The organism is Amorphus sp. MBR-141, assembly GCF_053628695.1.
The window spans coordinates 22,181-46,749 of the sequence record NZ_JBRJGW010000017.1; the positions used below are offsets into that span (position 1 = coordinate 22,181).

The 24,569-nt window shown below is 68.4% G+C and carries 15 protein-coding genes and 1 pseudogene; 8 read left to right on the plus strand and 8 right to left on the minus strand.

The features are described 5' to 3' along the window. Position 1: 1 nt before the first annotated feature. Positions 2 to 1,546 carry a Ppx/GppA family phosphatase gene (locus ACSSVZ_RS20185; RefSeq protein ID WP_453972543.1) on the plus strand — a complete coding sequence of 515 codons (1,545 nt, stop codon included), beginning with the start codon at positions 2 to 4 and terminating at the stop codon, positions 1,544 to 1,546. 177 nt (positions 1,547 to 1,723) lie between these two features. On the opposite strand, the gene ACSSVZ_RS20190 is transcribed toward ACSSVZ_RS20185, so the two are convergent. From ACSSVZ_RS20190 to ACSSVZ_RS20210, 5 genes are all read right to left on the minus strand, one after another. Then, positions 1,724 to 2,938 carry an amidase gene (locus ACSSVZ_RS20190; protein WP_453972544.1) on the minus strand — a complete coding sequence of 405 codons (1,215 nt, stop codon included), beginning with the start codon at positions 2,936 to 2,938 and terminating at the stop codon, positions 1,724 to 1,726. 175 nt (positions 2,939 to 3,113) lie between these two features. Then, on the minus strand, positions 3,114 to 4,388 hold the full coding sequence (gene rnd, locus ACSSVZ_RS20195; protein WP_453972545.1) for a ribonuclease D: 1,275 nt from the start codon (positions 4,386 to 4,388) through the stop codon (positions 3,114 to 3,116). A gap of 66 nt (positions 4,389 to 4,454) precedes the next feature. Then, a complete protein-coding gene (locus ACSSVZ_RS20200; protein ID WP_453972546.1) occupies positions 4,455 to 5,609 on the minus strand; it encodes an osmoprotectant NAGGN system M42 family peptidase in 1,155 nt (384 codons plus the stop codon). Then, positions 5,597 to 7,405 (minus strand): N-acetylglutaminylglutamine synthetase, encoded by a 1,809-nt coding sequence (ngg, locus tag ACSSVZ_RS20205; protein ID WP_453972547.1) that lies wholly within the window; start codon positions 7,403 to 7,405, stop codon positions 5,597 to 5,599. The genes ACSSVZ_RS20200 and ngg overlap by 13 nt, the downstream gene beginning before the upstream one ends. Positions 7,406 to 7,516: 111 nt before the next feature. After that, positions 7,517 to 9,292 (minus strand): N-acetylglutaminylglutamine amidotransferase, encoded by a 1,776-nt coding sequence (locus tag ACSSVZ_RS20210; RefSeq protein WP_453972548.1) that lies wholly within the window; start codon positions 9,290 to 9,292, stop codon positions 7,517 to 7,519. Positions 9,293 to 9,524: 232 nt separating this feature from the next. Here ACSSVZ_RS20210 and ACSSVZ_RS20215 point away from each other — a divergent pair, with 232 nt between their 5' ends. Both ACSSVZ_RS20215 and ACSSVZ_RS20220 read left to right on the plus strand, forming a co-directional pair. Further along, a complete protein-coding gene (locus ACSSVZ_RS20215) occupies positions 9,525 to 10,052 on the plus strand; it encodes a MarR family winged helix-turn-helix transcriptional regulator (protein ID WP_453972549.1) in 528 nt (175 codons plus the stop codon). Positions 10,053 to 10,147: 95 nt separating this feature from the next. Then, positions 10,148 to 11,350 (plus strand): diguanylate cyclase, encoded by a 1,203-nt coding sequence (locus ACSSVZ_RS20220; RefSeq protein ID WP_453972550.1) that lies wholly within the window; start codon positions 10,148 to 10,150, stop codon positions 11,348 to 11,350. 127 nt (positions 11,351 to 11,477) lie between these two features. Here the strand turns inward: ACSSVZ_RS20220 and ACSSVZ_RS20225 are convergent, their stop codons facing one another. The 3 genes from ACSSVZ_RS20225 to ACSSVZ_RS20235 all read right to left on the minus strand — a co-directional run bounded on the left by ACSSVZ_RS20225 (position 11,478) and on the right by ACSSVZ_RS20235 (position 13,889). After that, complete coding sequence (locus tag ACSSVZ_RS20225) at positions 11,478 to 12,146, minus strand: pyridoxamine 5'-phosphate oxidase family protein (protein ID WP_453972551.1); 669 nt, start codon at positions 12,144 to 12,146, stop codon at positions 11,478 to 11,480. Next, entirely contained in the window at positions 12,143 to 13,135 is a 993-nt protein-coding gene (locus tag ACSSVZ_RS20230) for a carbon-nitrogen hydrolase family protein (RefSeq protein WP_453972552.1), read from the minus strand. The genes ACSSVZ_RS20225 and ACSSVZ_RS20230 overlap by 4 nt, the downstream gene beginning before the upstream one ends. Positions 13,136 to 13,241: 106 nt before the next feature. Continuing rightward, positions 13,242 to 13,889, minus strand: coding sequence for a response regulator transcription factor (locus tag ACSSVZ_RS20235; RefSeq protein WP_453972553.1), 648 nt, complete (start codon positions 13,887 to 13,889; stop codon positions 13,242 to 13,244). 498 nt (positions 13,890 to 14,387) lie between these two features. Between ACSSVZ_RS20235 and ACSSVZ_RS20240 the strand changes: the two genes are divergently transcribed. The 5 genes and pseudogenes from ACSSVZ_RS20240 to ACSSVZ_RS20260 all read left to right on the plus strand — a co-directional run bounded on the left by ACSSVZ_RS20240 (position 14,388) and on the right by ACSSVZ_RS20260 (position 24,566). Further along, on the plus strand, positions 14,388 to 15,533 hold the full coding sequence (locus ACSSVZ_RS20240) for a GGDEF domain-containing protein (RefSeq protein ID WP_453972554.1): 1,146 nt from the start codon (positions 14,388 to 14,390) through the stop codon (positions 15,531 to 15,533). 1,016 nt (positions 15,534 to 16,549) lie between these two features. Next, a pseudogene (locus ACSSVZ_RS20245) lies at positions 16,550 to 16,942 on the plus strand (hypothetical protein); the annotation flags it as partial. 33 nt (positions 16,943 to 16,975) lie between these two features. Continuing rightward, positions 16,976 to 21,337, plus strand: coding sequence for an autotransporter domain-containing protein (locus ACSSVZ_RS20250; RefSeq protein WP_453972644.1), 4,362 nt, complete (start codon positions 16,976 to 16,978; stop codon positions 21,335 to 21,337). Positions 21,338 to 21,745: 408 nt separating this feature from the next. Beyond that, a complete protein-coding gene (locus tag ACSSVZ_RS20255; protein WP_453972555.1) occupies positions 21,746 to 23,347 on the plus strand; it encodes an ABC transporter substrate-binding protein in 1,602 nt (533 codons plus the stop codon). Positions 23,348 to 23,558: 211 nt separating this feature from the next. Next, positions 23,559 to 24,566, plus strand: a complete 1,008-nt coding sequence (locus ACSSVZ_RS20260) for an ABC transporter permease subunit (RefSeq protein ID WP_453972556.1) — start codon at positions 23,559 to 23,561, stop codon at positions 24,564 to 24,566. The last annotated feature ends 3 nt before the right edge of the window (positions 24,567 to 24,569 follow it).

Below are 24,569 nucleotides of genomic sequence, written 5' to 3' on the forward strand. Positions count from 1 at the left end.
CATGAGCGATTCCGGTGATCCCCTCCGTCCGTATTCCTTGGAGGAGATCACCCCGGGGCGCCTGCCGGGCTACGGTCCGGTCGGCGTCATCGACATCGGCTCGAACTCCGTCCGTCTGGTGCTCTACGAGCGGCTGTCGCGCGCGCTGACCCCGCTGTTCAACGAGAAGGTCCTGGCCGGTCTCGGCAGGGGGCTTTCGGAAACCGGAAAGCTCGCCGACGAGTCCGTCGACAGCGCGCTCGCCGCCATCCGCCGCTTTCGCCAGCTCGCCAGCCAGAGCGGTGCGACCCGGCTGGACGTGATCGCCACCGCGGCCGTGCGCGATGCCGACAACGGTGCCCCGTTCATCGAGGCGGTGAAGGAGATCTGCGGCGGCGACCTGCAGGTGCTGACGGGCCAGGACGAGGCGAAGGTGTCGGCGCTCGGCGTCGCCTCCAGCTTCTGGAAGCCCGATGGCGTCGTCGGCGACCTCGGCGGTGGCAGCCTCGAACTCATCGATCTCAAGGGCGACCGGCTCGGCGTCGGCGAAACGTTTCCGCTCGGTGGCTTGCGCCTCTCGGAAGTGGCCAAGGGCTCCACGCGCAAGGCCGGCAAGATTGCCGCCGATGCGCTGGAACAGTCCGAGGGGCTGAAGGGCGCGGCCGGCCGGACCTTCTACGCCGTCGGCGGCACCTGGCGCGCGCTGGCCAGCCTGCACATGCACCGGACCAACTATCCGCTGCACATCATGCATCACTACGCGATCCCCGCCGACGAGGCGTTCGAGCTGTGCCGCATGGTGGTGCGCTCGGACGTGTCCGCCATCGAAGGGATCGACGTCGTCTCGCGCGCCCGCCGCCCGCTGCTGCCGTTTGGTGCGGCGGTGCTGGAGCAGGTCCTGAAGATCGGCCAGCCCGACGTGGTGCTCCTGTCGGCGCTGGGCCTGCGCGAAGGCCATCTCTACGAGAAGCTGTCGCCCGAGGCACGCGCCGAGGACCCGCTGATCGTCGCCTCCGCCGAGTTGGCCGACCTGCGGTCGCGCTCGCCGGGGCATTGCCGGGAGCTCGCGCCCTGGACGGCCGGCGTCTTCGAGGCGCTGGGCATCTCCGAGACCGAGGACGAAGCGCGCCTGCGCGTCGCCGCCTGCCTGCTGGCCGACATCGCCTGGCGCGCCCACCCGGACTACCGGGGCGACCAGGCCGTCGCGATGATCGCCAACGGCGCGTTCATCGGCGTCGACCACCCGGGGCGCGGCTATCTGGCGATGGCGATCTTCCACCGCTACGCTGGAACCGTCTCGGAATCCCAGCTGCCGCCGATCCAGCGCCTGATGTCGTCCCGCCTGAAGTTCCGGGCCCGCATCCTGGGAGCGGCGATGCGGCTCGCCTACGGCCTCTCGGCGGCGATGCCCGGCATCATCCCGCGCACGGAAGTGGTGCGGGAAGGCGAGCGGATCGTGCTGCACATCCCCCGCGATCTGCAGGCGCTCGATGGCGAGGCCATCCGCCGGCGCCTCGACCAGCTCGCCGACCTGGCGGACCAGGCGAGCACGGTGGTGGTCACCTAGAGCCTTTTCCGATCAGGTGGACTCACCTGATCGATCAGACATGGCTCCAGCATAAGACCCTCGAGCAGTTCCTTTTCGTTCAGATCGCTTCGATCCGAACGGAAGGAACGCTGTATCCGGCCAGCGGTCGGGGTGAGAGTTTCGGAACAACTGGCTGTCCCGAAACGACTTTCAGGATCAGTGTCGGCTTTCGGCCTGGCGTTCGGCGTCGATCGCGGCGGCCAGCGCCAGCAGCGTCCTGTCGGCGCCCGGCGCACCGATCAGCGACAGGCCGACGGGCGCACCGTTCGGCGCGGTGCCGAGCGGCATCGTCACCTGGGGCAGCCCGCCGATACCGGCCACGCAGGTCAGCGCGATCAGCTTGTTGCGGAAATCCTCCAGATCCTCGTCCCGGGTGGTGAGCAGGGGCGCCGCGGCCGGGGTGGTGGGCAGCACGAACACCGTGTCGGGTCCGATGCGGGCCCGCAGCTGGGACCGGATCGTTTCCCGGCGCTCCCGGTGGAACGCCACGTCGTCCGGCAGCAGGCTGCGCGCCCACTGCATGCGTTCGCGCACGCCCGGGCCGAACTCCGGCTTGCGGTCTTCCACCCACGGTCCCATCGCCGTCCAGATCTCGGCCCCCTGGCTGATCCGGAACGTCAGGCTCCAGTCTTCTTCGACCAGGAGGATGTCGGGGACGGAGAACACGCGCCGGAAGTGACGGGTGACGCGCCGCAGCGCCGCCGCAATGGTCGCGCGCGTCCGGGCCTCCACCAGGTCCAGCGTCGTCGTCAGCACGAGGCAGTGCGGCGCCGGCGGATGCGGGTCGTTGGCCAGCAGGACGTCGCCGACCGCCTCCAGCAGGGCGCCGGTGCGGGCGAACCATCCGACGGTGTCGTAGGAGGGAGCCAGGGGCATGCAGCCGTCGAGGGCGAGGCGGCCGTGGGTCGGCCGGATCCCGAACAGGCCGCAATAGCTGGCCGGAACGCGGACCGAGCCTCCCGTGTCCGTCCCGATCGCGAAATCGACCAGCCCCGCCGCAGTGGCGACGGCGGGCCCACTGGAGGAGCCGCCCGGCACCCGGTCGGGGGCGGCAGGATTGACGGGGGTGCCGTAGTGGGCGTTGCGGCCGTTCAGGCTGTAGGCGATCTCGTCGGTGACCGCCTTGCCGCCGAACGCGGCACCGGCCTCCAGGAGCGTGGTCACCACCGCGGCCGTGGCCAGGCTGGGGGCGTCGAGGCCCGGCCAGTTCGGATGCCCGCAGCCGGTCGGGTAGCCGGCCACGTCGAACAGGTCCTTGACCGCAAAGTCCATGCCGGCGAGCGGGCCGGACGTGGCGTGCGCCACGTCGACGGTGGGGTAGTCGCAGAAGCAGCGGAAGTCGCTTGGGTCGGCAGTCGTTGTGGAGGTCATTCCCGGTCGAACTCCCGTTCCCGCGCACGATGCGGGTACGCTCGGGTGTCAGGCGCCTTCAGCCGACGCCGGCCCCACCGGTCAGCGGCGTCTCTGAAGCGCAAGGCAGATGCGGGCGGAGTGCCCTCCCGCTTTCCGTCATCCGAACTCTCGTTCCGTGCTTAAACGCGCGTGATCAGCCTTTGGTTTCCGGCGGCGCTGCCGCCTCGGCCGTCTCCGCGTCGGCATTGTCGGCTCCGGGCTTGCGGCCCCGGCGGCGCGGCTTGCGCTTTTTCGCCGGCGAGGCGACGAACGGCGTGTCGGAATCGAGCGTGACGACCCGTCGTCCATCGAAGCTGAGCGCCAGCTTTCCTTCCTTGAGGGCCAGCGCCTTCTCGCCGAACAGTTCGCGCCGCCAGCCCGAAAGCGTCCCCAGTCCCTCGGTGTCGTCGCAGGCGAGGCGCTCCAGGTCGTCCGAGGTGGCGATGACCTTGGCGGCCACGCCGTTGGCTTCGGCCACCTGCTTCAGGAGCACCTTCAGCAGCTCCGTCGCCGCGCCCGCGCCGTCCGGCGCCTGGCGTGGCTTCGGCACTTCCGGCCACGTTTCCTTCGGGCTTGCCAGGGCCTCGACCACGATCGTCACGATGTCGCGGCCCGACTTCGACCGTTCGAAGCCGCGCGGGATTGTCCGCAGGCGGGACAGCGCCGCCTCGTCCTTCGGCTTCTGCGCGGCGATCTCGTAGATCGCGTCGTCCTTCAGCACCCGGCCGCGGGGGATGTCGCGGCTCTGCGCCTCGCGTTCGCGCCACGCGGCGATCGCGCGCAGCACCGCCAGGTCGCGCGGCTGGCGCACGCGAAGCTTGAGCCGGGTCCAGGCGAGCTCGGGCGCAAGCTGGTAGGTGTCGGGAGAGGTGAGGGTGGCCATCTCCTCCAGCACCCACTCGGTCCGCCCCTGGTCGGCGAGCGCCGTGTTCAGGTAGGCGTAGACCTCGCGCAAATGGGTCACGTCGGCGAGCGCGTAGTCCAGCTGATTGTCGGAGAGCGGGCGCCGCGCCCAGTCGGTGAAGCGGTGCGACTTGTCGATGGCGGCGCCGGTCACCCGCGCGACGAGCTGGTCGTAGGAGATGGAGTCGCCAAAGCCGCAGACCATCGCGGCCACCTGGGTGTCGAACACCGGGTGCGGCACCAGCCCGCCCAGATGGTGCACGATCTCGATGTCCTGGCGCGCGGCGTGAAAGACCTTGGTGACGCTCTCGTCGGCCATCAGCTTGAAGAACGGCGCGAGGTCCATGTCCTCGCCGGCGACCGGATCGATGATCACCGCCTCGTCGGGGCTGGCCAGCTGGATGAGGCAGAGCTTCGGCCAGAAGGTCGTCTCCCGCATGAACTCCGTATCGATGGCGACGAAGTCGGCGACGGCGAGCCGTTCGCAGGCGGCGGCAAGTTCGGCAGTGGTGGTGATCAGGTTCATCTGGGGGCGGGGACAGGGACGCGTTTCTGGGGACGGGCGCTGCGACGGTCGGGCTGGCGGGACCGCCTAGACCGTCGGATTGCTCGGATCGGAGGTGGTGGGTGCGGCATCTTCCATCGGTTGCGAGGGAAAGCCAAGCAGCGAACCGACCGGTTCGGCGTCGCGCTGGATCTCGACGGGGCTCGTCACGTACGCGGTCGCCAGTTCCGCGAGCGAACGCAGCGCGTGGAGATGGATGCGCTCGTAGCCGTGCGAGGCGTCCACGCCGAAGGTGATGAGGGCGGTGCGGACGTCGGCACCGGCCTCCAGGGCGGCGGCGCTGTCGGAGCGGTAGTAGCGGAAGACGTCCTTCTGGTAGCGGATGTCGTTCTCCTTGCAGAGCCGCACCAGCTTGTCGGTCAGATGCCAGTCGAACGGCCCGGTCTGGTCGGCCATCGCGACGGTCACGCCGAACTCGCTCGAGTTCTGGCCCGGCGCCGTGGTGCCGTTGTCGATCGTCACCATGGAGGCGATGTCGTGGGTGAGGATCGACGAGCCGCCGTAGCCGACCTCTTCGGCGATGGAAAACAGGAACACCGTATCGACGGCCAGTTCGGGCTTCTCGCGGACCAGCGCCTCGATGGTGGCGAACAGCACCGCCACGCCGGCCTTGTCGTCGAGATGGCGGGAGACGATGAAGCCGTTGTCGATGAATTCCGGCTGCGGGTCGATGGCGACGATGTCGCCCACGGAGAAGCCGAGCCTTTCCAGGTCACGCTTGCTGCTGGCCAGCGCGTCGACGCGCAGTTCCACGTAGCGCCAGCCGACCGGAAGCTCGTCGACCTCGTCGCCGAAGGTGTGGCCGGAGGCCTTCAGGGGCAGGATGGTGCCGCGGTAGGCGCCGCGCTCGGTGAAGATGGTGCAGCGTGCGCCTTCGGCGAACCGCGCGGACCAGTGGCCGATCGCCACCAGCTCCAGGCGGCCATTGTCCTGCAACGCCTTCACCTGGGCACCGAGCGTGTCGAGGTGGGCGATCATCGCGCGGGCCGGCTGCCGCTTCTTGCCGGGGATGCGGGCCCGGATGGCGCCGCGGCGGGTGATCTGCGTCTCCAGGCCCAGGCGGCGCAATTCGGTCACGGCGGCGCGGACAATGGTGTCGGTGTAGCCGCTCGGGCTGGCAATCGACAGAAACTCGGCGAGCATGTCCTTGAGGTACTCGGTGTCGATGGTCAGGCGGGGCACGGTTTCTCCGGTTCTGTTCGTTTGGCCTGTCGTGCAGCATGGGGGATCGAGAGCGGAAAGAGAAGGTCCACGAAGCGTTCCGCCGTCGGCTGCGGTTCGTGATTGGCAAGACCGGGCCGTTCGTTGGCCTCGATGAAGACGTAGTCCGGCTTCAGATGCGACTTCACGAGCAGGTCGATGCCGACCACCGGGATCTCGATCGCCCGCGCCGCCTTGACCGCCGCGTCGATGAGGGTGGGGTGAACGTGGTCGGTGACGTCGTGGATGGTGCCGCCGGTGTGCAGGTTGGCGGTCCGCCGCACGGCCACTTCCCGGCCGTCTTCGATCACGTCGTCGAGCGTGCAGCCGGCCTCGCGCAGGGCGCGCTCGGTCTCCGAATCGAGCGGGATCTTCGATTCGCCGCCGGTGGCGGCGGCCCGGCGGCGGCTCAGCCGCTCGATCAGCTCGCGCGCCGTCGACCGGCCGTCCCCGACGATGCGGGCAGGGCGGCGCACCGCCGCGGCCACCAGCCGGTAGTCGATGACGATGAGGCGCAGATCGTCCCCCTCGACGAACTCCTCCACCAGCACGCGGTCGGAAATCTGGCGCGCACGCTCGATCGCCCCCTCGACGTCGTCGTCGGCGGTCAGGCCCACGGCGACGCCGCGTCCCTGTTCGCCGCGCGCCGGCTTGATGACGATCGAGCCGTGCTCGGCGATGAACTCGGTCACGGCCTCGGCGCTGGTGGTTTCCATCTCGGCCGGCACCCGGACGCCGGCGCGCTCCACGGCCCGGCGCGTCACGGTCTTGTCGTCGCAGATCGACATCGCCACCGCCGACGTCATTTCGCTCAGCGATTCCCGGCACATCACCGAGCGTCCGCCATAGGTGAGCCGGAAGAAGCCGCCCTCGGCGTCCACCACCGTCACGTCGATGCCGCGGCGGCGGGCTTCCTCCACGATGATGCGGGCGTAGGGGTTCAGCTCGGACTCGGGGCCGGGGCCGGCAAACAGCCGCTCGTTGATCGGGTTCTTGCGCTTCAGCGCGTAGACCGGGATCTGGTAGAAGCCGAGCTTCTCGTAGAGCGCGATCGCCTGCTCGTTGTCGTGCAGGACCGACAGGTCGAGATAGGCGTTGCCGCGCGCCTGCAGCACTTCCGCCAGGCGCCGCACCAGCGCCTCGCCGATGCCCGGGTGGCGGGCCTGGGGGTCGACCGCCAGGCACCACAGCGAGGCGCCCCGGTCTGGATCGCCGAAGGCGCGGACGTGGTCGACGCCGGTGACGGTGCCCACCACGGCGCCGGACGCGTTGTCTTCCGCGATCAGGTAGACCAGCGCGCGATCCTTGCGGTGCCAGAAGAAGTCGGGCCGCACCGGCACCATGTTGCGCGACGCGTAGATGCGGTTCACCGCCTCCGCGTCGTCCTCGTTGGTCATCCGCCGGACCGTGAACCCCTGCAGCTTGCGGCGCGACGAGCGATACGTCGACAGTTCCAGCCGGTAGGTGTGGGAGGGGTCGAGAAACAGCTCCTGCGGCGCCGAGGCGAGCGCCACGTGCGGCTCGCTCACATAGAACGCGATGTCACGCCGGCCCGGGCCTTCCTTGCGCATTCGCTCGGCAAGGGCGCTCGGGCTCTCGAAGGTCTGCGCGAAGTGCAGGTTGCCCCATCCGCAATCGACGGAGATGCCGCTGTCGCCGTAGCGCTCGGACGAGGTATGCCCGTCGCGTCCGGGCAGCGGCTTCGTGCCCTGTTCGCGCATCCGTCGAAGGCGCTGGGAGTAGCCGCGTTCCCGGCGTGGATCCGGCGGGGTGCTCATGGAAAGTTTTCTCCGTCGTCGATCGGACGTCGTATCGCACGCGCTTCCCGTCGATGCGGGTCCCGCACGAGGTGGTGATCGGCCCGGACCCCGGCAATGCCGGAGCCCGCTCTACACGCCGTTCGTCTGCAGCCACATTTCCAGAACCGCGACCTGCCATAACTCGTTGCCCCGCAGCGGCGTGATGTGGGCGGACGGGTCGGCGAACAGGCTGTCAAGATAATCCTGCCGGAACAGGCCCCGTTCCCGCGCCCTGTCGGTGGACAGCACGTCGCGGCAGAGATCGAGGGCCGGGCCGGAGATGTATTTCAGGGCGGGCACGGGGAAGTAGCCCTTCTTGCGGTCGATCACCTCGGCCGGCACCACCAAGCGCGCCACGTCCTTCAGGATGCCCTTGCCGCCCTCGCGCAGCTTGTGGTCCGGCGGGATCTTGGCGGCGAGCTCCACGAGCTCGTGGTCGAGGAACGGCACGCGGGCCTCCAGCCCCCAGGCCATCGTCATCGAATCCACCCGCTTCACCGGGTCGTCGACCAGCATCACGGTGGAATCGATGCGCAGCGCCTTGTCGACCGGGTCGGGCGCGCCCGGCAGCGCGAAGTGGTCGCGCACGTAGGCGAAGCTCGGATCCTCGTCGAGCATGTAGTCCGGCGACAGGTGGCGGCCCATCTTGGCGTGGTCGCGGTCGAAGAACACCCGGGCATATTCGGCCAGCGGATCGTCGGTCTGGCCCATCGGCGGGTACCAGTGATAGCCGCCGAACACTTCGTCGGCGCCCTGGCCGGACTGGACCACCTTGATGTGCTTGGCCACCTCCTTCGACAGCAGGTAGAAGCCGACGTTGTCGTAGGAGACCATCGGCTCGTTCATCGCCGCCACGGTGCCGGGCAGCGCCTCCATCATGTTGGCGGAGGGCACGTGGATCTGGTGGTGGTCGGTCTCGAATTCCTTGGAGATGATGTCGGAATAGATGAACTCGTTGCCGACCTCGCCATGGGCGTCCTCGAAGCCGATCGAGAAGGTCTTCAGGTCCTTCTGGCCGGCCTGGGCGAGGAGCGCGACGATCAGGCTGGAATCGACGCCCCCCGACAACAGCACGCCGACCGGCACGTCGGCCACCATGCGCCGGTCCACCGACAGCCGCAGCGCCGCCAGCAGCCGTTCGCGCCACTCGTCGGCCGACATGTGGACGTCGGCGTCGGTGCGCTCGTAGTTCACCTTCCAGTAGACGTGGTCCTTCACGCCGCCGTCCGGCTCGATGACTCGGATGGTGGCCGGCGGCAGCTTCTTGACGCCCTTGAGGATCGTCCGCGGGGCGGGCACCACGGCATGGAACGACATGTAGTTGTGCAGGCCGACCCGGTCGATCTCGGTGTCGACACCGCCGCCGGCGATGAGGGCGGGCAGGGACGAGGCGAAGCGCAGCTTGCCGGGCGTCTCGGCGATGTAGAGCGGCTTGATGCCGAAGCGGTCACGGGCCAGCACGACGCGGCCGCTGTCGCGCTCGAGGATGGCGAAGGCGAACATGCCGTGGAAGCGCTCCACGCAGGTCGGCCCCCACGCGTGATACGCCTTCAGGATCACCTCGGTGTCGGAGTGCGCGAAGAACGAATAGCCCTGGGCTTCCAGCTGCTGGCGCAGTTCCGGATAGTTGTAGATGCAGCCGTTGAAGGCGATCGTCAGGCCGAGATTAGTGTCCACCATCGGCTGTTCGGCGCGCGGCGACAGATCGATGATCGACAGCCGCCGATGGCCGAACATCACCCGCCCACGCCCCACGATTCCCTCGGCATCGGGCCCGCGTGGCGCCATCGCTTCGGTCATGCGTGCAAGTGCGGCGGCGGACGCCATCGTCCCGTCGAAGGTCAATTCGCCGCAAATGCCACACATACGTCCGTCTCCTGATCATCCTTTGGGGGCGGATCTCAGGCCCGGCGGGCGGCTCGATCCAAGAGATGTTTACAACTCAAAAGATTTGAGTGCAAATAAGTTCCATGACCATCGGTTCCGGTGCCTTCCCTGCGGCGTCATTGCAAGGACGGGACCAGGGCCGGATGCCGGACCGGGATTTGTCGAGCGCCCGGCCGGTCGTGCTGGCCATTTCGCTCGACGGACTGGCGAGATGCAGACGGACAGCAAACACGGGCGGACGAACGACGAACCGGTCCAGGCCGGCGGCGACAGCCGCAGCCGGGCGGTGCTCATCGTCCTGCGCCGGATCATCCGGTCGGTGGACCTGCAGTCGCGACAGGTCGCCCGGACCGTCGGCCTGACCATCCCGCAGCTGATCGTGCTGCAGGCGGTGCGCGATCTCGGTGAGGTCACCTCGACGATGCTGTCGGCGCATGCGTCGCTCAGCCCGGCAACGGTCACGACCATCCTCGACAAGCTCGAGCTCCGCGGCCTCGTCGAGCGGTACCGCAGCGCCAACGACCGGCGGGTGGTCCACACGCGGCTCACCGCCGAGGGAGCCGGCGCGCTGTCGAAGGCGCCGCCGCTCCTCCAGGAGTCCTTCGTGCGCCGGTTCGACAGCCTCGACGTGACCCGGCAGGACGCGCTTCTGGCGGCGCTCGGCGACATCGCCGACATGATGGACACCGGCGAGGCGGAGGAGGCACCCTGGTTTGTCGAGGGCGATGGCGATCCCTGAACCGCCCGAATCTGTACACGCGTGACTGACGGCCGCTGTCGGCACTCGACAGATCGCTCGAGCGCGGCGAAAAGAGCGCTGCGGAGCGGGTCGCCATGAACAATGTCACCGCAGATTTGATGCTGCAGCTGATAGGCCCGACGATGTTGGGCCTGATCGTGCTGGTCTGCTTCGGCGCTTGGCTGCTGTTGGGGCGACGGCCCCATCTTCTCATCTTCGCGTCCGCTCCGCTCCTCGCCGCCGTTGCCGCCGTCCTGCAGATCGTCCCCGTGTTTCCGGTTCTCGGCGTGAACGTCGTTCTGTCGAACCTGTTCGTCATCGCGGCCTACCTCGCGGCGGCGGAAGGTGTGCTGGCCCGGTCGGGAAAGCGGATCGGGCTCATCTGGGACGCCGCGATCCTCGTCGGCCTGTTGGCGCTGATGGTGTATTTCTATTTCGTCGCGCCCAACTTTCACGCGCGGGTCTACCTTCAGAGCTCTCTGGCAAGCGCGATCCTTTTGGGCGCGGCCGCCCGGCTGAGACATCTGCTGCGCGGCCACATCGGCGAGCGCCTGCTGTTCGGGACGATGCTGGTCTACGGCGTCGCGCTGTTTCCCCTTGCTGTCGTCAGCACGCTGCATTCGTCGCCGCTGACCGCGAGCGGGTTTTCGGACCCGGCCTACTGGCAGATGCTGCAGCTGACCAACACGGTGCTCGGCGCCGCGTTCATCGTCTCGTTCATCGTCGCCGTCCTGATCGACTTCATCGACGACCTGCGGGTGGAGCGCGACCTGGACACGCTGACGGGGGTCTTCAACCGGCGCGGTTTCGAGGAGCGCACCGCGGCGGCGATGAAGCGCCCGGCGACATACCCGCTCACCCTCATCGTCTGCGACCTCGATCACTTCAAGCGCGTCAACGACACCTACGGCCACAGCACGGGCGACGAGGTGCTCACCCTCTTTGGCGGGGTGCTGAAGAGCATCGCGCGGGATCAGGACCTTGTCGGCCGCCTCGGCGGCGAGGAGTTCGCGATCGTCCTCCCGGACGGCGGACTGGCCGAGGCGGGCAGGTTCGTCACCGAGCTCCAGCGGAAGATCAGGGAGGCCAGCTTCCCGCTTCCCGACGCCGCCGAGCCCATCGCGGCCAGCCTCGGCGTGGCGGAGCGGCTGGGGGAGGAGAGCTATCAGGCGTGGTTCCAGCGGGCCGACGGCGCCCTCTACCGGGCGAAGGTCGAAGGCCGCAACCGGGCCGTCTTCGTCGGCGAGATCCCCCGTGGCGCCGCGGCCATCGCGCTCGCTACGGTGCGGACGTTCTAGAGCCTCTTCCGGTCAGGCGGAATCACCTGACAGACAAGAAATGGCTCCAGAATCAATACCTTGAGCATTTTCCGCTGATCCGGATACCGGTTCAGCGCAGGGAACCTGGCTGAGACAAACAGGCGCCCTACGACGTCCCCGCCATCAGCTTCTCGGCGTAGTCGTCCATGGTGATCGTGCCGCCTTCGGCTGCCGTCCTCTCGCGGTCGGCCGCGCCAAGCGCCCCCTGCACGATGTCGATCCGCTTCCACGAGGGATGGGGCTGGGCGCCGGACGCGTCGGGGACGTACGGGCTCGTCTCGACGCGGGTGTGCTTGTGGATGTAGCGCGCGCAGTTGAGGAAGCAGTGCTCCACCGCCACCCGGGCGACCAGCGATGCCCCCGGATAGCGACCCATGTCCGGATCGGTGTCGGACACCGTCACGCTGCCCTGAACCCGCACGCGGTTCGGCGTCACCATGTCGATGAACAGGAGCCCGACCTTGCCGGTGTCGACGGCATTGCCCATGCTCTTGAACATGCCGTTGCCGTCGTAGCTCGGAAACACTAGGGTCCGCTCGTCCACCACATGACAGACGCCCGGCGGGCCGCCCTTGTAGCTCACCGTCGGCCGACCCGCGCCGTCGACGGTTGCCAGGAAGAAGAAGTCCCGGCTTTCGATGAACCCGGCCGTCTGCGCGTCGATGGCATCCCAGACGATGGCATCGAAGACCGTCCTGGCGAGCGTCTCGGTGCCCTGAACCTCCTGCAGCCGCTGCTGGGCGGGCGTGTAGAAGGCGGTGGGGTCGAGGCTCATTCCGCCGCCTCGTCGGTTGCGACGGCGGGATGTTTTGCCGGCTTCGGGTTCGCCGCGACCGGGCCGGAGTACCCTTCCAGCACGTGGCGGGCGAGGTCGGGGCGGTAGTAGTGGCCGGCCGGGTCGGCGAACACCTTGGCGCCCTCGATCATGGCCAGGTCGATGTCGGCGATGGCGAACCCGTCGGTGAACTCGTCGATCGGGTCGGTCAGCCGGTAGCCATCGGGACCGAACACCGCCGCCGCGCCGCCGCCGGCGCTCACCAGCTGCCGGAGCCTCTCGTCCCCGAGCGTGATGGCGTCGAGGCTTTCCTCGGTGATGATCGAATTGGCCGCGAGCACGAAGCAACCGCCCTGCAGGGCGTAGCTCTGGCTCTCCATCAGGTTGGCCTCCGCCGACAGCGCGTAGGCCTGGCGGACGCCCTTGAACATGCCGAAGCTCGGCCAGGAGGCCACATGGATCTGCTCGCCGAGCTGGTACATGCCCTGCCGGTTGATGGGCTGGATGTTTTCCCAGCAGCACAGCGCCCCGATCCTGCCGAGCGGTGTGTCGGCCACCGTGATGTCGGTCACCGGGCCTTCGCCCCAGACGGTGCGCTCCATGTGGGTCGGGCGCAGCTTGCGCCGGCTCATGACGACCCTGCCGCGATCGTCGATCAAGACCTGGCTGCAGTAGATGCTGCCGCGGTCGCGCTCGGCGAAGCCCATGGCGACCCAGATGCCGGCCTTGGCGGCGGCCGCGCCGATGGCCCGCATCTCCGGTCCGTCGACGGTGATGGCGTTCATGCGGTGGGCCATCACCACGTCCATGGCCGCCATCGGCGCCGTCAGCCAGATGGTGAAGGGGTAGCCCGGCAGCCACACCTCGCCGAACGCCAGCAGTTCGATGTCCTGGCGGCCCGCGTCGGCGATCAGCGAGACCGTCTTGTCGAGGGTGCCCTGGGCATCCATCCACACCGGGGCGGCTTGTACGGCGGCGACCTTGACCATGAGACCTCTCCTCGCGTGATGATCGCAGAGGCTAGGGGCGGGTGAGGCGCGCCGAACAGTCCCCGTTCGGGGACCCTGCAGCGAAAACGCGGGCGGCGGAAGCGCGTCAGGCCACGCCGGCGCGCCACGCAGCCGCCATGGCCGTCCGGTTGGAGGTCCCGAAGGTCACGTTCAGGGCCTTGAGGTGCTTGCGCACCGACGCCTCGCCGGTGCCGAGCTCCTCGGCGATCTCGCGGTTGGCGAGCCCCTGGGCGGCGAGGCGGGCCACGGCGTTCTGGCGCGGGCTGAGACGCGGATGCCGGCGCGGCAGGCTTATGAGCTCCGTCGACACGCTGGTCGCATGCACGGTCATCTCGCACAGCCCGCCGGTCTCCAGGCGGGCCGCCGCCGCGCGGGTCATGGCGCCGAGGTAGAGCACGCCGGCCAGCACGGTGCCGCGATAGAGCGGCAGCGTGGCGAACCCGGTCAGGCCGAAGCGTCCAGACACCCGCCGGTAGAGCTCGCTGTCGGTCCAGCGGTCGCCCAGGCAGGTGACGGTGGAGCAGGGCGTTCCGCTGGTGCGCACCCGCGCCAGCACCGGATCGATCGGAATGCCGCTGATCTCGTAGGCCCGGACGAAGGCGTCCGGCATGCCGAGGATGATGCCGCGCTCGAAGCGCCGTGCTTCGTCGAAGGTGTAGAGGCCGACCGACTGCATTCCGGACGCGCGCAGCGCCCGTTCGGCAATCGGTGCAAGATCCCGGGCAAGTTCCATGTCGGCGGTTCCCGGTGGAGCCGTGACCGATCGGCACGAACCGTCTGGTCGAGATCGATGGCTCCCGGTTCGATGGGTCGCGTGCCGCTTCTCGCGCAGATCGGTGCGCCCTGAACGCTCCATCCCAGCGCGTATCCGCAAAGATTACGGCCGGTACGCTTGCTGGCGCAAGCACCGACGGACTCTGGAGAGGACGAAAGTCTGCTTGCCGGGACCCGAAATGTCGGAGCGGGGAGCCGGTGATTACTTTGTGGGCAACTTGCCGCGCCCGCCGGAGCGGTTTCCCACCGGCTGCACCGACTACGCCAGGCGTTTGCCGTCGCGCCGCGAGGCGGAGCAGACCCCCGAGTAGGAGCGGACCATCCGCCGCGTTTGGGCTCCGGCAAGGTTCGCGCAGGCACGGACGGATATGGCGCCCGGGGGCGGCATCCCGTAAAACCAACAGGATTCGTCGCCCGAGGGCGCCGATCGGGACAGAGTGACGGGATGCACGGGGACTTGCAGAACTGGACCTTGGACCTGATCGGGCCGGGGACCTTCCTTGTCTTTGCCGTTGCTTTCGTCTGGGCCTGGGTGATCTCGGCCGGGCGGCACTATCTGCTGCTAATCGCAGGCTGCTGCCTGCTGGCTTCGGCCGGAGGCGTCTTCCGGCTGGCCGTCGGCTGGCCGAGCGACGCCGGGATCAACATCCTGATTTCCAACATGTTCTACGTCGGGACGACGCTGGCCGGGTGCGAGGGCATCCTGCGCCGGTACGGGCATCGCATTGGCCTCGCCGCCGACCTGGCGATCCTGGCGGCGTCGGCCGGCCTGACGCTCTGCTTCGTCTACGTCGAACCCAGTTTCGTCATGCGCATCTATATCCAGAATTTCGTGCCGGGCACGATCTTCCTGGTCACCGGGCTGCGTCTGCGCCGGCTGGCGCGCGCCAGCCATGCCGAGCGGGTGATGTTCTGGGTCCTGATCGTCTTCGCGGTGCAGTTCTATCCGCGCACGATCCTGACGCTCGCGTTCGCCCCGGAGCCGGACCTGCTCGGGTTCGACCGGTCGGTGTTCTGGCAGGTCCTTCAGTTGACCAACGCGGTTATGGGAACGGCGCTGCTGCTGGCGGTTCTCGTCGCCGAACTGTCGACGATCATCAAGCGCCTGCAGGTCGAGCGCGACGTCGACCGGCTGACCGGCATTCTCAACCGGCGCGGCTTCGAGGACCGGGCCGAGGCGATCCTCGCCCAGGGGCCGCTTCGGGACTTCGCGCTGATCCTCTTCGACATCGACCACTTCAAGGGCGTCAACGACACGTTCGGACACGCCGCGGGCGACGAGGTGCTGCGCGCGCTCGGGGGGCTGCTGCGCGCGACCGTGCATCCGGACGAACCGATCGGGCGCATCGGCGGCGAGGAGTTCGCCCTGCTGCTGCCCGACGGCAACGCCGACAGCGCGCGAACCGCCGTCGTCCGGCTGCAGCGGGCGATCGAGAGGGCGGACTTCGCCTTGCCCGCCCATGCCGTGCCGATCGCTGCGAGCTTCGGCATTGCCGTGCGGCGTCCGGGCGAGCCCTATCTGGACTGGTTCAAGCGGGCCGATACGGCGCTCTACCGCGCCAAGTCCGAGGGACGGAAGAAGGCGGTCTTCGCGGCACGGTGAGCCCTCGAGACAAGCCTTGCGGCGCCCGGTTCCGCGCGCCCAGGCGCCCCGGCGGATCGGCAATCAGCAGGGGCGGGCGGGCCGAAATCTGGTGCGGACGGCGGGGATCGAACCCGCATAGCCAAAGGCCGAGGGATTTTCGTACCAGCTACGGCTTTCGCCGCCGCCTCGCGGCGTTTGTGGTCTGGACTATACCTTCACCGTAGCGGAGACGCCTTAGGTGCTGCCCGTCTAGTCTCTACACCTTCCCCGAGAGGGGCTTGGCTCGGGATCGCCATCTGACAGGTTTCCCCGAGTTTGAGCAGTTCTACGTCCGGCGTTTCCGCCGGCGCACTCAACTTTGGTTCAAGTCCCTTGTGTCTACCAATTCCACCACGTCCGCATGGGCTTTCCTGCTAGCAGGGAGGGGGGGCGCGCTCAAGCCGGTTGTCCGGTGGCGAGGGGAGCCGAGACCGCGCGCTGAACCGGCTCGCTTTGCGCCTCGAAAGCGCTGGCACAGGCAACGGGCACGTCCGGCTCCAAATCAAACGCCTGCCGGTCGGGGCTGCGGCCGCCGTACGGAGCCCGAACCGGAGCACGGGACTGTACACCCCGCGAACCTCCCCGGTCAGCCTGGTCGTTAGCCCCGGAGAGACCCTCGCGTTCAGGTTGCGGGCGTGGCGGATCTGGCGTAAATCACCGATTTCCCAGACTCAGGGGAAGGTCCGCACGCCCCCGCGTTGCCAGACTCCATCGGAGTGATCTACCTTAGATCGATCTCGCTCCGGCAGCCGCGATGGCCAAGGGGCTTGCCGCGCCCCGGCCTGGCCGGTGTGCAGCCTGGTTGTTCAGCGCGTCCGCGTCGATCAGGGAGCAATTGCGGTGATACAGACACACGGGGAAAACGGGGGCGCCATGCCGTCTGCGACGATGTGGCGATCGCGGGCGGCGGCCATCCGTGACAAGGGGCCGGAAGGTCGTTCGCTGGGATGGGTCGCGCCGTTTGCCGTGTTGCTCGACGATCGGAATGCAGACCGATGATCTCGGACACGGGTGCTCTGCTCCACAGGGGGCGCCATTGCCTCGTCCGGCCGGCGCTCGCGCGGCTGCTCGCGACGGGGCTCGGGGTGTTCGGATCCAGCGAGCCTGGCCTCGCGAACGGGTGTCCGCCCAACCCGGTCGACACCACCGGAGAGACGTTCAGTGGCGCTTGCGATTTTGGCAACTCTGACTTCACCGTTGGCGATTCCGCGACCGGCTCTTTGACCATCCAAGCCGGCGGGACCTTGGCAAACGGATATGGCGTCGTTGGCGACCAAGGCTCCGGGAACGGCACGGTGACCGTGACCGGCTCTGAATCGATCTGGACGATCAATTCATCCCTGACTATTGGTGACGAAGGATCGGGCACGCTTACGATTGCAGACGGCGGCAGTGTATCGGTCGGCAGTGGAAGCGGTACGGTGAGCGGTGCGGTGTTCTCGGGTGCGATCGGCACGCTGAACATCGGCGCCCGAGCGAGCGACGCTGCGGCGGCACCGGGCACGCTGGCGGCGGCGACGCTTGCATTCGGAGCGGGTGCCGGCACGCTGGTTTTCAACCACACCGGCACCGCCTATACGTTCGCGCCGGCGATAACGGGCGGGTCAGGGTCGACGGGGAGCGTCCGGCATTTTGCCGGCACGACGACGCTGAGCGGTGACAACTCGAGCTTCGCGGGACGGGTGAGCATTACCGGCGGAACGCTGGCGGTCTCGTCGGCGAGCAACCTCGGGACCGGCGATGTCGCGATTGCGGGCGGCACGCTCGCGACGACCGCTTCCTTCGAGATGCCCAACTCCGTCGGCTTGGGCGGTTCGGCAACCATCGACGTCGCCGACGACACCACGTTCGTCATCAGCGCTGAGCTGTCGAGTATCGCGTCGACCTCGACCCTGACGAAAAGTGGCGGCGGTACGCTCACCCTTTCCGGTGGGTATTCGGGTTCTGAAATCAGCACCGTCGTCAATGCCGGCGTCCTGAACCTGGACGGCAGAATTTCCGTCTCGGGTGATCTGTCGGTCGCCGCGACTGGCGAACTGAACATTTCGGGCGGGGCAGAGGTCGACGTCAGAGAAGCGACCCTGTCAGGACCCACCACGATCTCCCGATCCGGGTCGGCGCTTCTGCCCGTCTCCCTGAACGTGGCCGGTGGAACAACCACCGTCGAGGCTGGCGGCCAGGTCAGGACCACGTATTTTTCTGCGGCGGAGTTTTCGGGCGACGTGTCGGTCGTCACCGTCACAGGTAACGGGTCGCAGCTCACTGGCGTCGCTCTGGTGCGTGTTGGTAACAACACTGGCAACGGTACGCTGATTATCTCCGACAATGGGCAGGTGTCCGCAGGCGATGGTACCGGCACCGCAGGTACCGGTACCGCAATCCTCGCGCAGTCTTCCGGAAGCACAGGTCTTCTGGCGATCGGCGCTCAGCCATCATCCACGCCTGCCGCTCCGGGAACGCTTTCGGCTGCAGCGCTGAATTTCGCAGCGGGCGCCGGCACGCTGGTATTCAACCACACCGGCACGGCCTACACCTTCGCGCCCAGCATAACGGGGGGATCGGGCGTTTCGGCCACAATCAACCATTTGGCCGGGACGACGATGCTCACGGGCAGCAGTTCGACCTTTACCGGCGCGGCGACGGTGTCGGGCGGCACGCTTCTGGTGAACAACGCGTTTGGCAGCGGATCGTCGACGGTGACGGTCGCGTCCGGCGGGACGCTGGGCGGTACCGGCACGCTCGGTGGCACGGTGACGGTGCAGAGCGGCGGCACGCTGTCGCCGGGGGCGAGCCCGGGCACGCTGACGATCGACGGTGATCTGACGCTCGCATCCGGCTCGACGAGCCGGTTCGAACTGAACACGCCACAGGTGCCAGGCGGAGCGACGAACGATTTCGTCTCCATCGGCGGCAACCTGACGCTCGGCGGCACGCTGCAGGCCACCGTGGCCTCGGCCGGCTACTACAATCTCTACGACTATGGCGGGGCGCTCTCGGGCGCGTTCAATTCGGTGAACGTGAGCGGGCTTTCCGGCGGGATCGGTTCGACAACCACGGCGGTTGCGGGCGAGGTGAATCTGGTCGTCGGCAGCGATGGCCAGATCCTGGAGTTCTGGGACGGGTCGACCACCACTGCCAACGGAACCGTCGACGGCGGCGCCGGAACCTGGGACGGGACGAGCGCCAACTGGACCAATGCCACGGGGATCTCAAACGATCAGTGGCTGAAGTCCGTCGGCGTCTTCTCCGGAACCGCCGGCACGGTGACGGTGTCGGGGACGCAGGCCTTCGACACGCTGCAGTTCAAGACCGACGGCTATCAGGTGACGGGCGGAACCCTCGCGATGTCGCCGTTCACCGGCAGCGCCGGCACGGTCAACGTGGACGCTGGCGTGACGGCGACGATCGGCTCGGTGATCGCCAACGGCACCGCCACCCAGCTCTCCAAGCAGGGTTCGGGCATGCTGGTGCTCACCGGCGCCAACACCTACGCGGGCGGGACGACCATCGGAGCCGGCACGCTTCAGGTGGCGTCGGACGCGGCGCTGGGCGCTTCGTCGGGCACTCTGTCGCTTGCCGGCGGGACGCTGGCGACGACGACGTCGCTGACGACGGCGCGGGCGATTGCGCTGACGGGCACGACGGGCGGGTTCATGCCGTCGGCCGGCACGACGCTGACGGCGTCCGGCGTGATCTCGGGCTCCGGGGTGCTCGGCAAGTCCGGCGCCGGCATGCTGACGCTGACGGGATCGAACACCTACACGGGCGGGACGCAGGTGTCCGCCGGGCGTCTGGTGGGCGACGCCGGCTCGATCCGGGGCAATATCGCCAACGCGGGCACGGTGGAGTTCGCGCAAGGCGCGAACGGCACGTTCGCCGGTACCATCGGCGGCCTCTCCGGGACCAACGGCCAGATGGTCAAGTCGGGGGCGGGCACGCTGACGCTTGCCGGCGCGAGCAGCCTCGACTGGTCGATCCTCGGCGGGTCGCTGGTGTCGACCACGGCGCTGTTCACCGGCAACGCCATGGTGGCGGCCGGCACGTCGCTCGCCTTCGACCAGGGCTTCGACGGCGCCTATGGCGGGGCCATCACCGGCTCGGGCGACGTCTTCTACAGCGGCGGTGGCCTGGTGACGCTCACCGGTGACACGTCGGGCTATGCCGGCGAGACGACGGTGCAGAACGCCACCCTGACGCTGGGCGGCAACAGGCTCGGCGGCACACTGCTGCTCGGCTCCGGTGGGCGGCTGGCCGGCAACGGCACGGTGGGGCCGACCACGGTGCAGTCGGGCGGCACCATCGCGCCGGGCAATTCGATCGGCACCGTCACCGTGGCCGGCAACCTGACCTTCCTGCCCGGCTCAACCTACGAGGTGGAGACCCAGCCGGGCGGCACGGCGGCCGACCTGATCCACGCCACCGGCACGGCGACGCTCGCCGGCCGGGTGCTGCACATCGGCTTCGACGGCGCTGACGCGCCGACCTCCACCTACACGATCCTGACCGCCGACGGCGGCATCGCCGGCACCTTCGACGGCGTCTCCTCGACGCTCGCCTTCCTCGATCCGACGCTTGCCTACTCCGCCAACGCGGTGAGCCTGCAGCTCGTGCGCAACGACACCGGCTTCGCCGACGAGGCGGAGACGGCGAACCAGCGGGCGGCGGCGAATGGGATCGAGAGCCTCGGGATGGGCAACGCCGTCTACGACGCGGTGGTGGCCCTCGACGACGGCGCCGCGCCGGCGGCGTTCGACGCGCTGTCGGGCGAGATCCACGCCAGCCTGAAGACGGGCCTCGTTGAAGACAGCCGCATCGTGCGGGAGGCGGCGATGAGCCGGATCCAGGCGGCGTTCTCGTCGCTCGGCGGGCAGGGAGCCAAGACGGTGGCCTACTCGGGCAACGGCGCGCTGGCGGCGCCCGCGCCGGCCCTTGCGGCCCCCGTCTTCGCCGCCTGGGGCGAGGCGTTCGGCTCGTGGGGCTCCACCGACGGCACTGGCAACGCGGCGAAGCTCGACCGCGACACGGCGGGCTTCCTGGTCGGCGGCGACGCGGCGGTGGGCGGCACCGGCCGGCTCGGCTTCGTGGCGGGCTACCAGTCGTCGAGCTACGACGCCGACGGGCGGTCGTCGTCGGCCGACGCCGACACCTACCAGCTCGGCCTCTACGGCGGCACCGCCCGGCGCGGCCTCAACCTGCGCGCCGGCGCGACCTATGCGTGGTCGGACATCGAAACGCAGCGGATCGCCTCCTTCCCGGGTTTCTCCCAGTCGCTCACCGGATCCACCAACGCCGGCACGGCGCAGGTGTTCGGCGAGGCGGGCTACGAGGTGACGGCTGGCGCGCTGGCGCTGGAGCCGTTCGCGGGCCTCGCCTACGTGTCGCTGCACACCGACGGCTACACGGAGAGCGGCGGATCCGCGGCACTCACCGTCGACAGCGACACCACCGAGGTGACCTACACGACGCTGGGCATCCGCGCCGGCGCCGACCTGCCGCTTGGCTTCGTCCGGGCGCGGGCCAGCGGTCTTCTCGGCTGGCGCCACGCCCTCGGGTCCCTCGACCCCACCGCCACCAACGCGTTTGCGGGCGGCACGGCGTTCACGGTGGACGGCGTGCCCATCGCCGAGGACGTGGCGGTCGTCGGCGCGGGGCTGGCATTCGACCTCGGGCCGGTCAGGTCGATGGGCATCGCCTCGGCGACGCTGGGCGTCTCCTACGACGGCCAGTTCGGCGCCGACGCCCAGGACAATGCCGCCACGGGCAGGCTGACGCTCAGGTTCTGACGGAAGGGGCAGGACGGCGGGAGCACCCGAGCGCCGCCGGCCTGCCTGACCGCGTGGCCTCGCGGCGGAGTAGCGGGATCCGCGCGAACCCGCCAGCCCACGGTAGGTGCGCTTCTCGCCGGGGCCGATCGCCCCGCTCAGAATCCTGTGGAGCGTTCGAGTGTGCACCGCACACGCTCCAGGGCGATGTCCCGCACCCCTGATTTGTCAGGGACTGCGCAGGTGCGCGGGCGTTCGCCACCCTCCTGTACGGTGTAGTTGAACGGCCGCACCCTAACCCCTTGCCACGGCAGCGTGACCGGCCGGTCGGTCGAAACTGCCGGGGGGCGGATTGATTTGAGTCCGTTTTCGGATTTTGCTGTCGGTCAGGGCGCGGCAACGATCCGCGGCAACCAGAGGGAGAATTTGATGAAGCTCCAACATGGAATGAAGGCGGCCGTGCTGGCTGCCGGGCTTGCGGCCTTCGCCGGCGGGGCCCAGGCGAAGACGTTCGTCTACTGCTCGGAAGGCTCGCCGGAAGGCTTCGACCCGGCCCTCTACACCTCCGGCACGACCTTCGATGCGTCGTCCAAGAACGTCTTCAACCGGCTCGTCGAGTTCGAGCGCGGCACCACCAAGACCGTTCCCGGCGTGGCCGAGAGCTGGGACATCTCCGACGACGGGCTGGAGTACACCTTCCACCTGCGTCCGGGCGTGAAGTTCCACACCACCGACGACTTCACCCCGACGCGCGAGCTGAACGCCGACGACGTCATCTTCTCGTTCGAGCGCCAGCTCGACCCGGAGAACCCGTACCACCAGTACGTGGAAGGGGCCTCCTGGGAGTACTTCAATGGCATGTCGATGCCGGACCTGATCAAGTCGATCGAGAAGGTCGACGACATGACGGTCAAGTTCGTGCTCAACCGGCCGGAAGCGCCGATGATCGCCAACCTGGCCATGGATTTCGCCTCGATCCAGTCGAAGGAATACGCCGACCAGCTCGCCAAGGACGGCAACGTCCAGCAGCTGAACCAGAAGCCGGTCGGGTCGGGTCCGTTCCAGTTCGTCGCCTACCAGCCGGACGCCGTCATCCGCTACAAGGCCAACCCCGACTACTGGGCCGGCAAGGCGCCGATCGACGACCTGGTCTTCGCCATCACCACCGACCAGTCGGTGCGGCTGCAGAAGCTGAAGGCCGGCGAGTGCATGCTCGATCCCTATCCGAATCCGGCCGACCTGGATGAGATCAAGTCCACGGATGGGCTCGATCTCAAGCAGCAGGAAGGTCTGAACGTCGGCTATCTCGCCTACAACACCAAGGTGGCGCCGTTCGACGACCCGAAGGTCCGCAAGGCCCTCAACATGGCGTTCAACAAGGAGGCGATCCTCGACGCCGTGTTCCAGGGCGCCGGCAAGGTCGCCGTGGCGCCGATCCCGCCGACCATGTGGTCCTACAACGCCGACCTGAAGGACGATCCGTACGATCCGGACGCCGCCAAGAAGATGCTCGAGGAGGCCGGCGTCACCGATCTGTCCATGAAGATCTGGGCGATGCCGGTGCAGCGTCCGTACAACCCGAACGCCCGCCGCATGGCCGAGCTGATGCAGGCGGATCTCGCCAAGATCGGCGTCAAGGCCGAGATCGTCTCCTACGAGTGGGGCGAGTATCTGGAACGCTCCAAGGCCGAAGACCGCGACGGCGCGGTGCTGCTCGGCTGGACCGGCGACAACGGCGATCCGGACAACTTCCTCGCCGTGCTGCTCGGCTGCGACGCGGTCGGCGGCTCCAACCGTGCCCAGTGGTGCTACGAGCCGTTCAATGACCTGATCCAGAAGGCCAAGGTCGTCTCCGACCAGGACGAGCGGACCAAGCTCTACGAAGAGGCGCAGGTCGTCTTCAAGGAGCAGGCGCCGTGGGCGACCATCGCCCACTCGCTGGTGAGCGAAGCCATGAGCGACAAGGTCGAGAACTACAAGATCGACCCGTTCGGCGGCCACATCTTCTACGGCGTCGACATCGCCGACTAGAGCCAGCTCCGGTCGGGTCGATCGGCCTGATCGATCCGAATGGCTCCTGCTGCGCGGGGCCGCTGCTTTCCGCCCGGACCGGTAAGGTCCGGGCGGGGAGGGTTCCCGCAGTTGCACCGAAACGGCCGCGGCGGCCCTGCCGCCCCGCACGCGTCCGTCACGGGGAGGAGGCCGTCCGTCCCCTTTCCGTGGCGCGATCGTCAGAGGGACCATGTTCCGCTTTTTCCTGCATCGTTTCGGCGTCCTGATCCCCACCTTCATCGGGGTATCGATCGTCACCTTCGCCTTCATCCGGGTGCTGCCCGGCGATCCGATCCTGCTGCTGGCCGGCGAGCGCAGCGTCGATCCGGCGCGCTATCTGCAGCTCGAGCATCTGCTCGGCTTCGACCGGCCGCTGATCGTCCAGTACTGGGACTATCTCTGGGGCATCCTGCACGGCGACTTCGGCACCTCGCTGGTCACCAAGCGGCCGGTGCTGGAGGAGTTCCTGGCCCGCTTCCCGGCGACGCTGGAACTGTCGATCTGCGCGATGATCTTCGCCATCGTGCTCGGCATCCCGGCCGGGGTCTTCGCGGCGGTCCGGCGCGGCTCGGTCTACGACCAGTCGATCATGACGACGGCGCTGGTCGGCTATTCGATGCCGATCTTCTGGTGGGGCCTCCTGCTGATCATCCTGTTCTCGGTCACGCTCGGCTGGACGCCGGTCTCCGGCCGCATCTCGCTGATGTACTATTTCCCGCAGGTCACCGGCTTCATGCTCATCGATTCCCTGCTGTCCGGGCAGAAGGGGGCGTTCGCCTCGGCGGTGAGCCACCTGATCCTGCCCACGATCGTGCTGGGCACGATCCCGCTCGCCGTCATCGCCCGCCAGACGCGCTCCGCCATGCTGGAGGTGCTGGGCGAAGACTATGTGCGCACCGCGCGCGCCAAGGGGCTGTCGAGCGGCCGCATCATCGGCCTGCATGCGCTGCGCAACGCCCTCATTCCGGTCGTCACGGTGATCGGCCTCCAGGTGGGGGTGATGATGGCCGGCGCGATCCTCACCGAAACCATCTTCTCCTGGCCGGGCGTCGGCAAGTGGATGGTCGATTCCGTCTTCAAGCGCGACTACCCGGTCGTGCAGGGCGGGCTGCTGCTGATCGCCGCCATCGTGATGATCGTGAACCTGATCGTCGACGTGCTCTACGGCACCATCAATCCGCGTATCCGGCAGGGGTGAGAC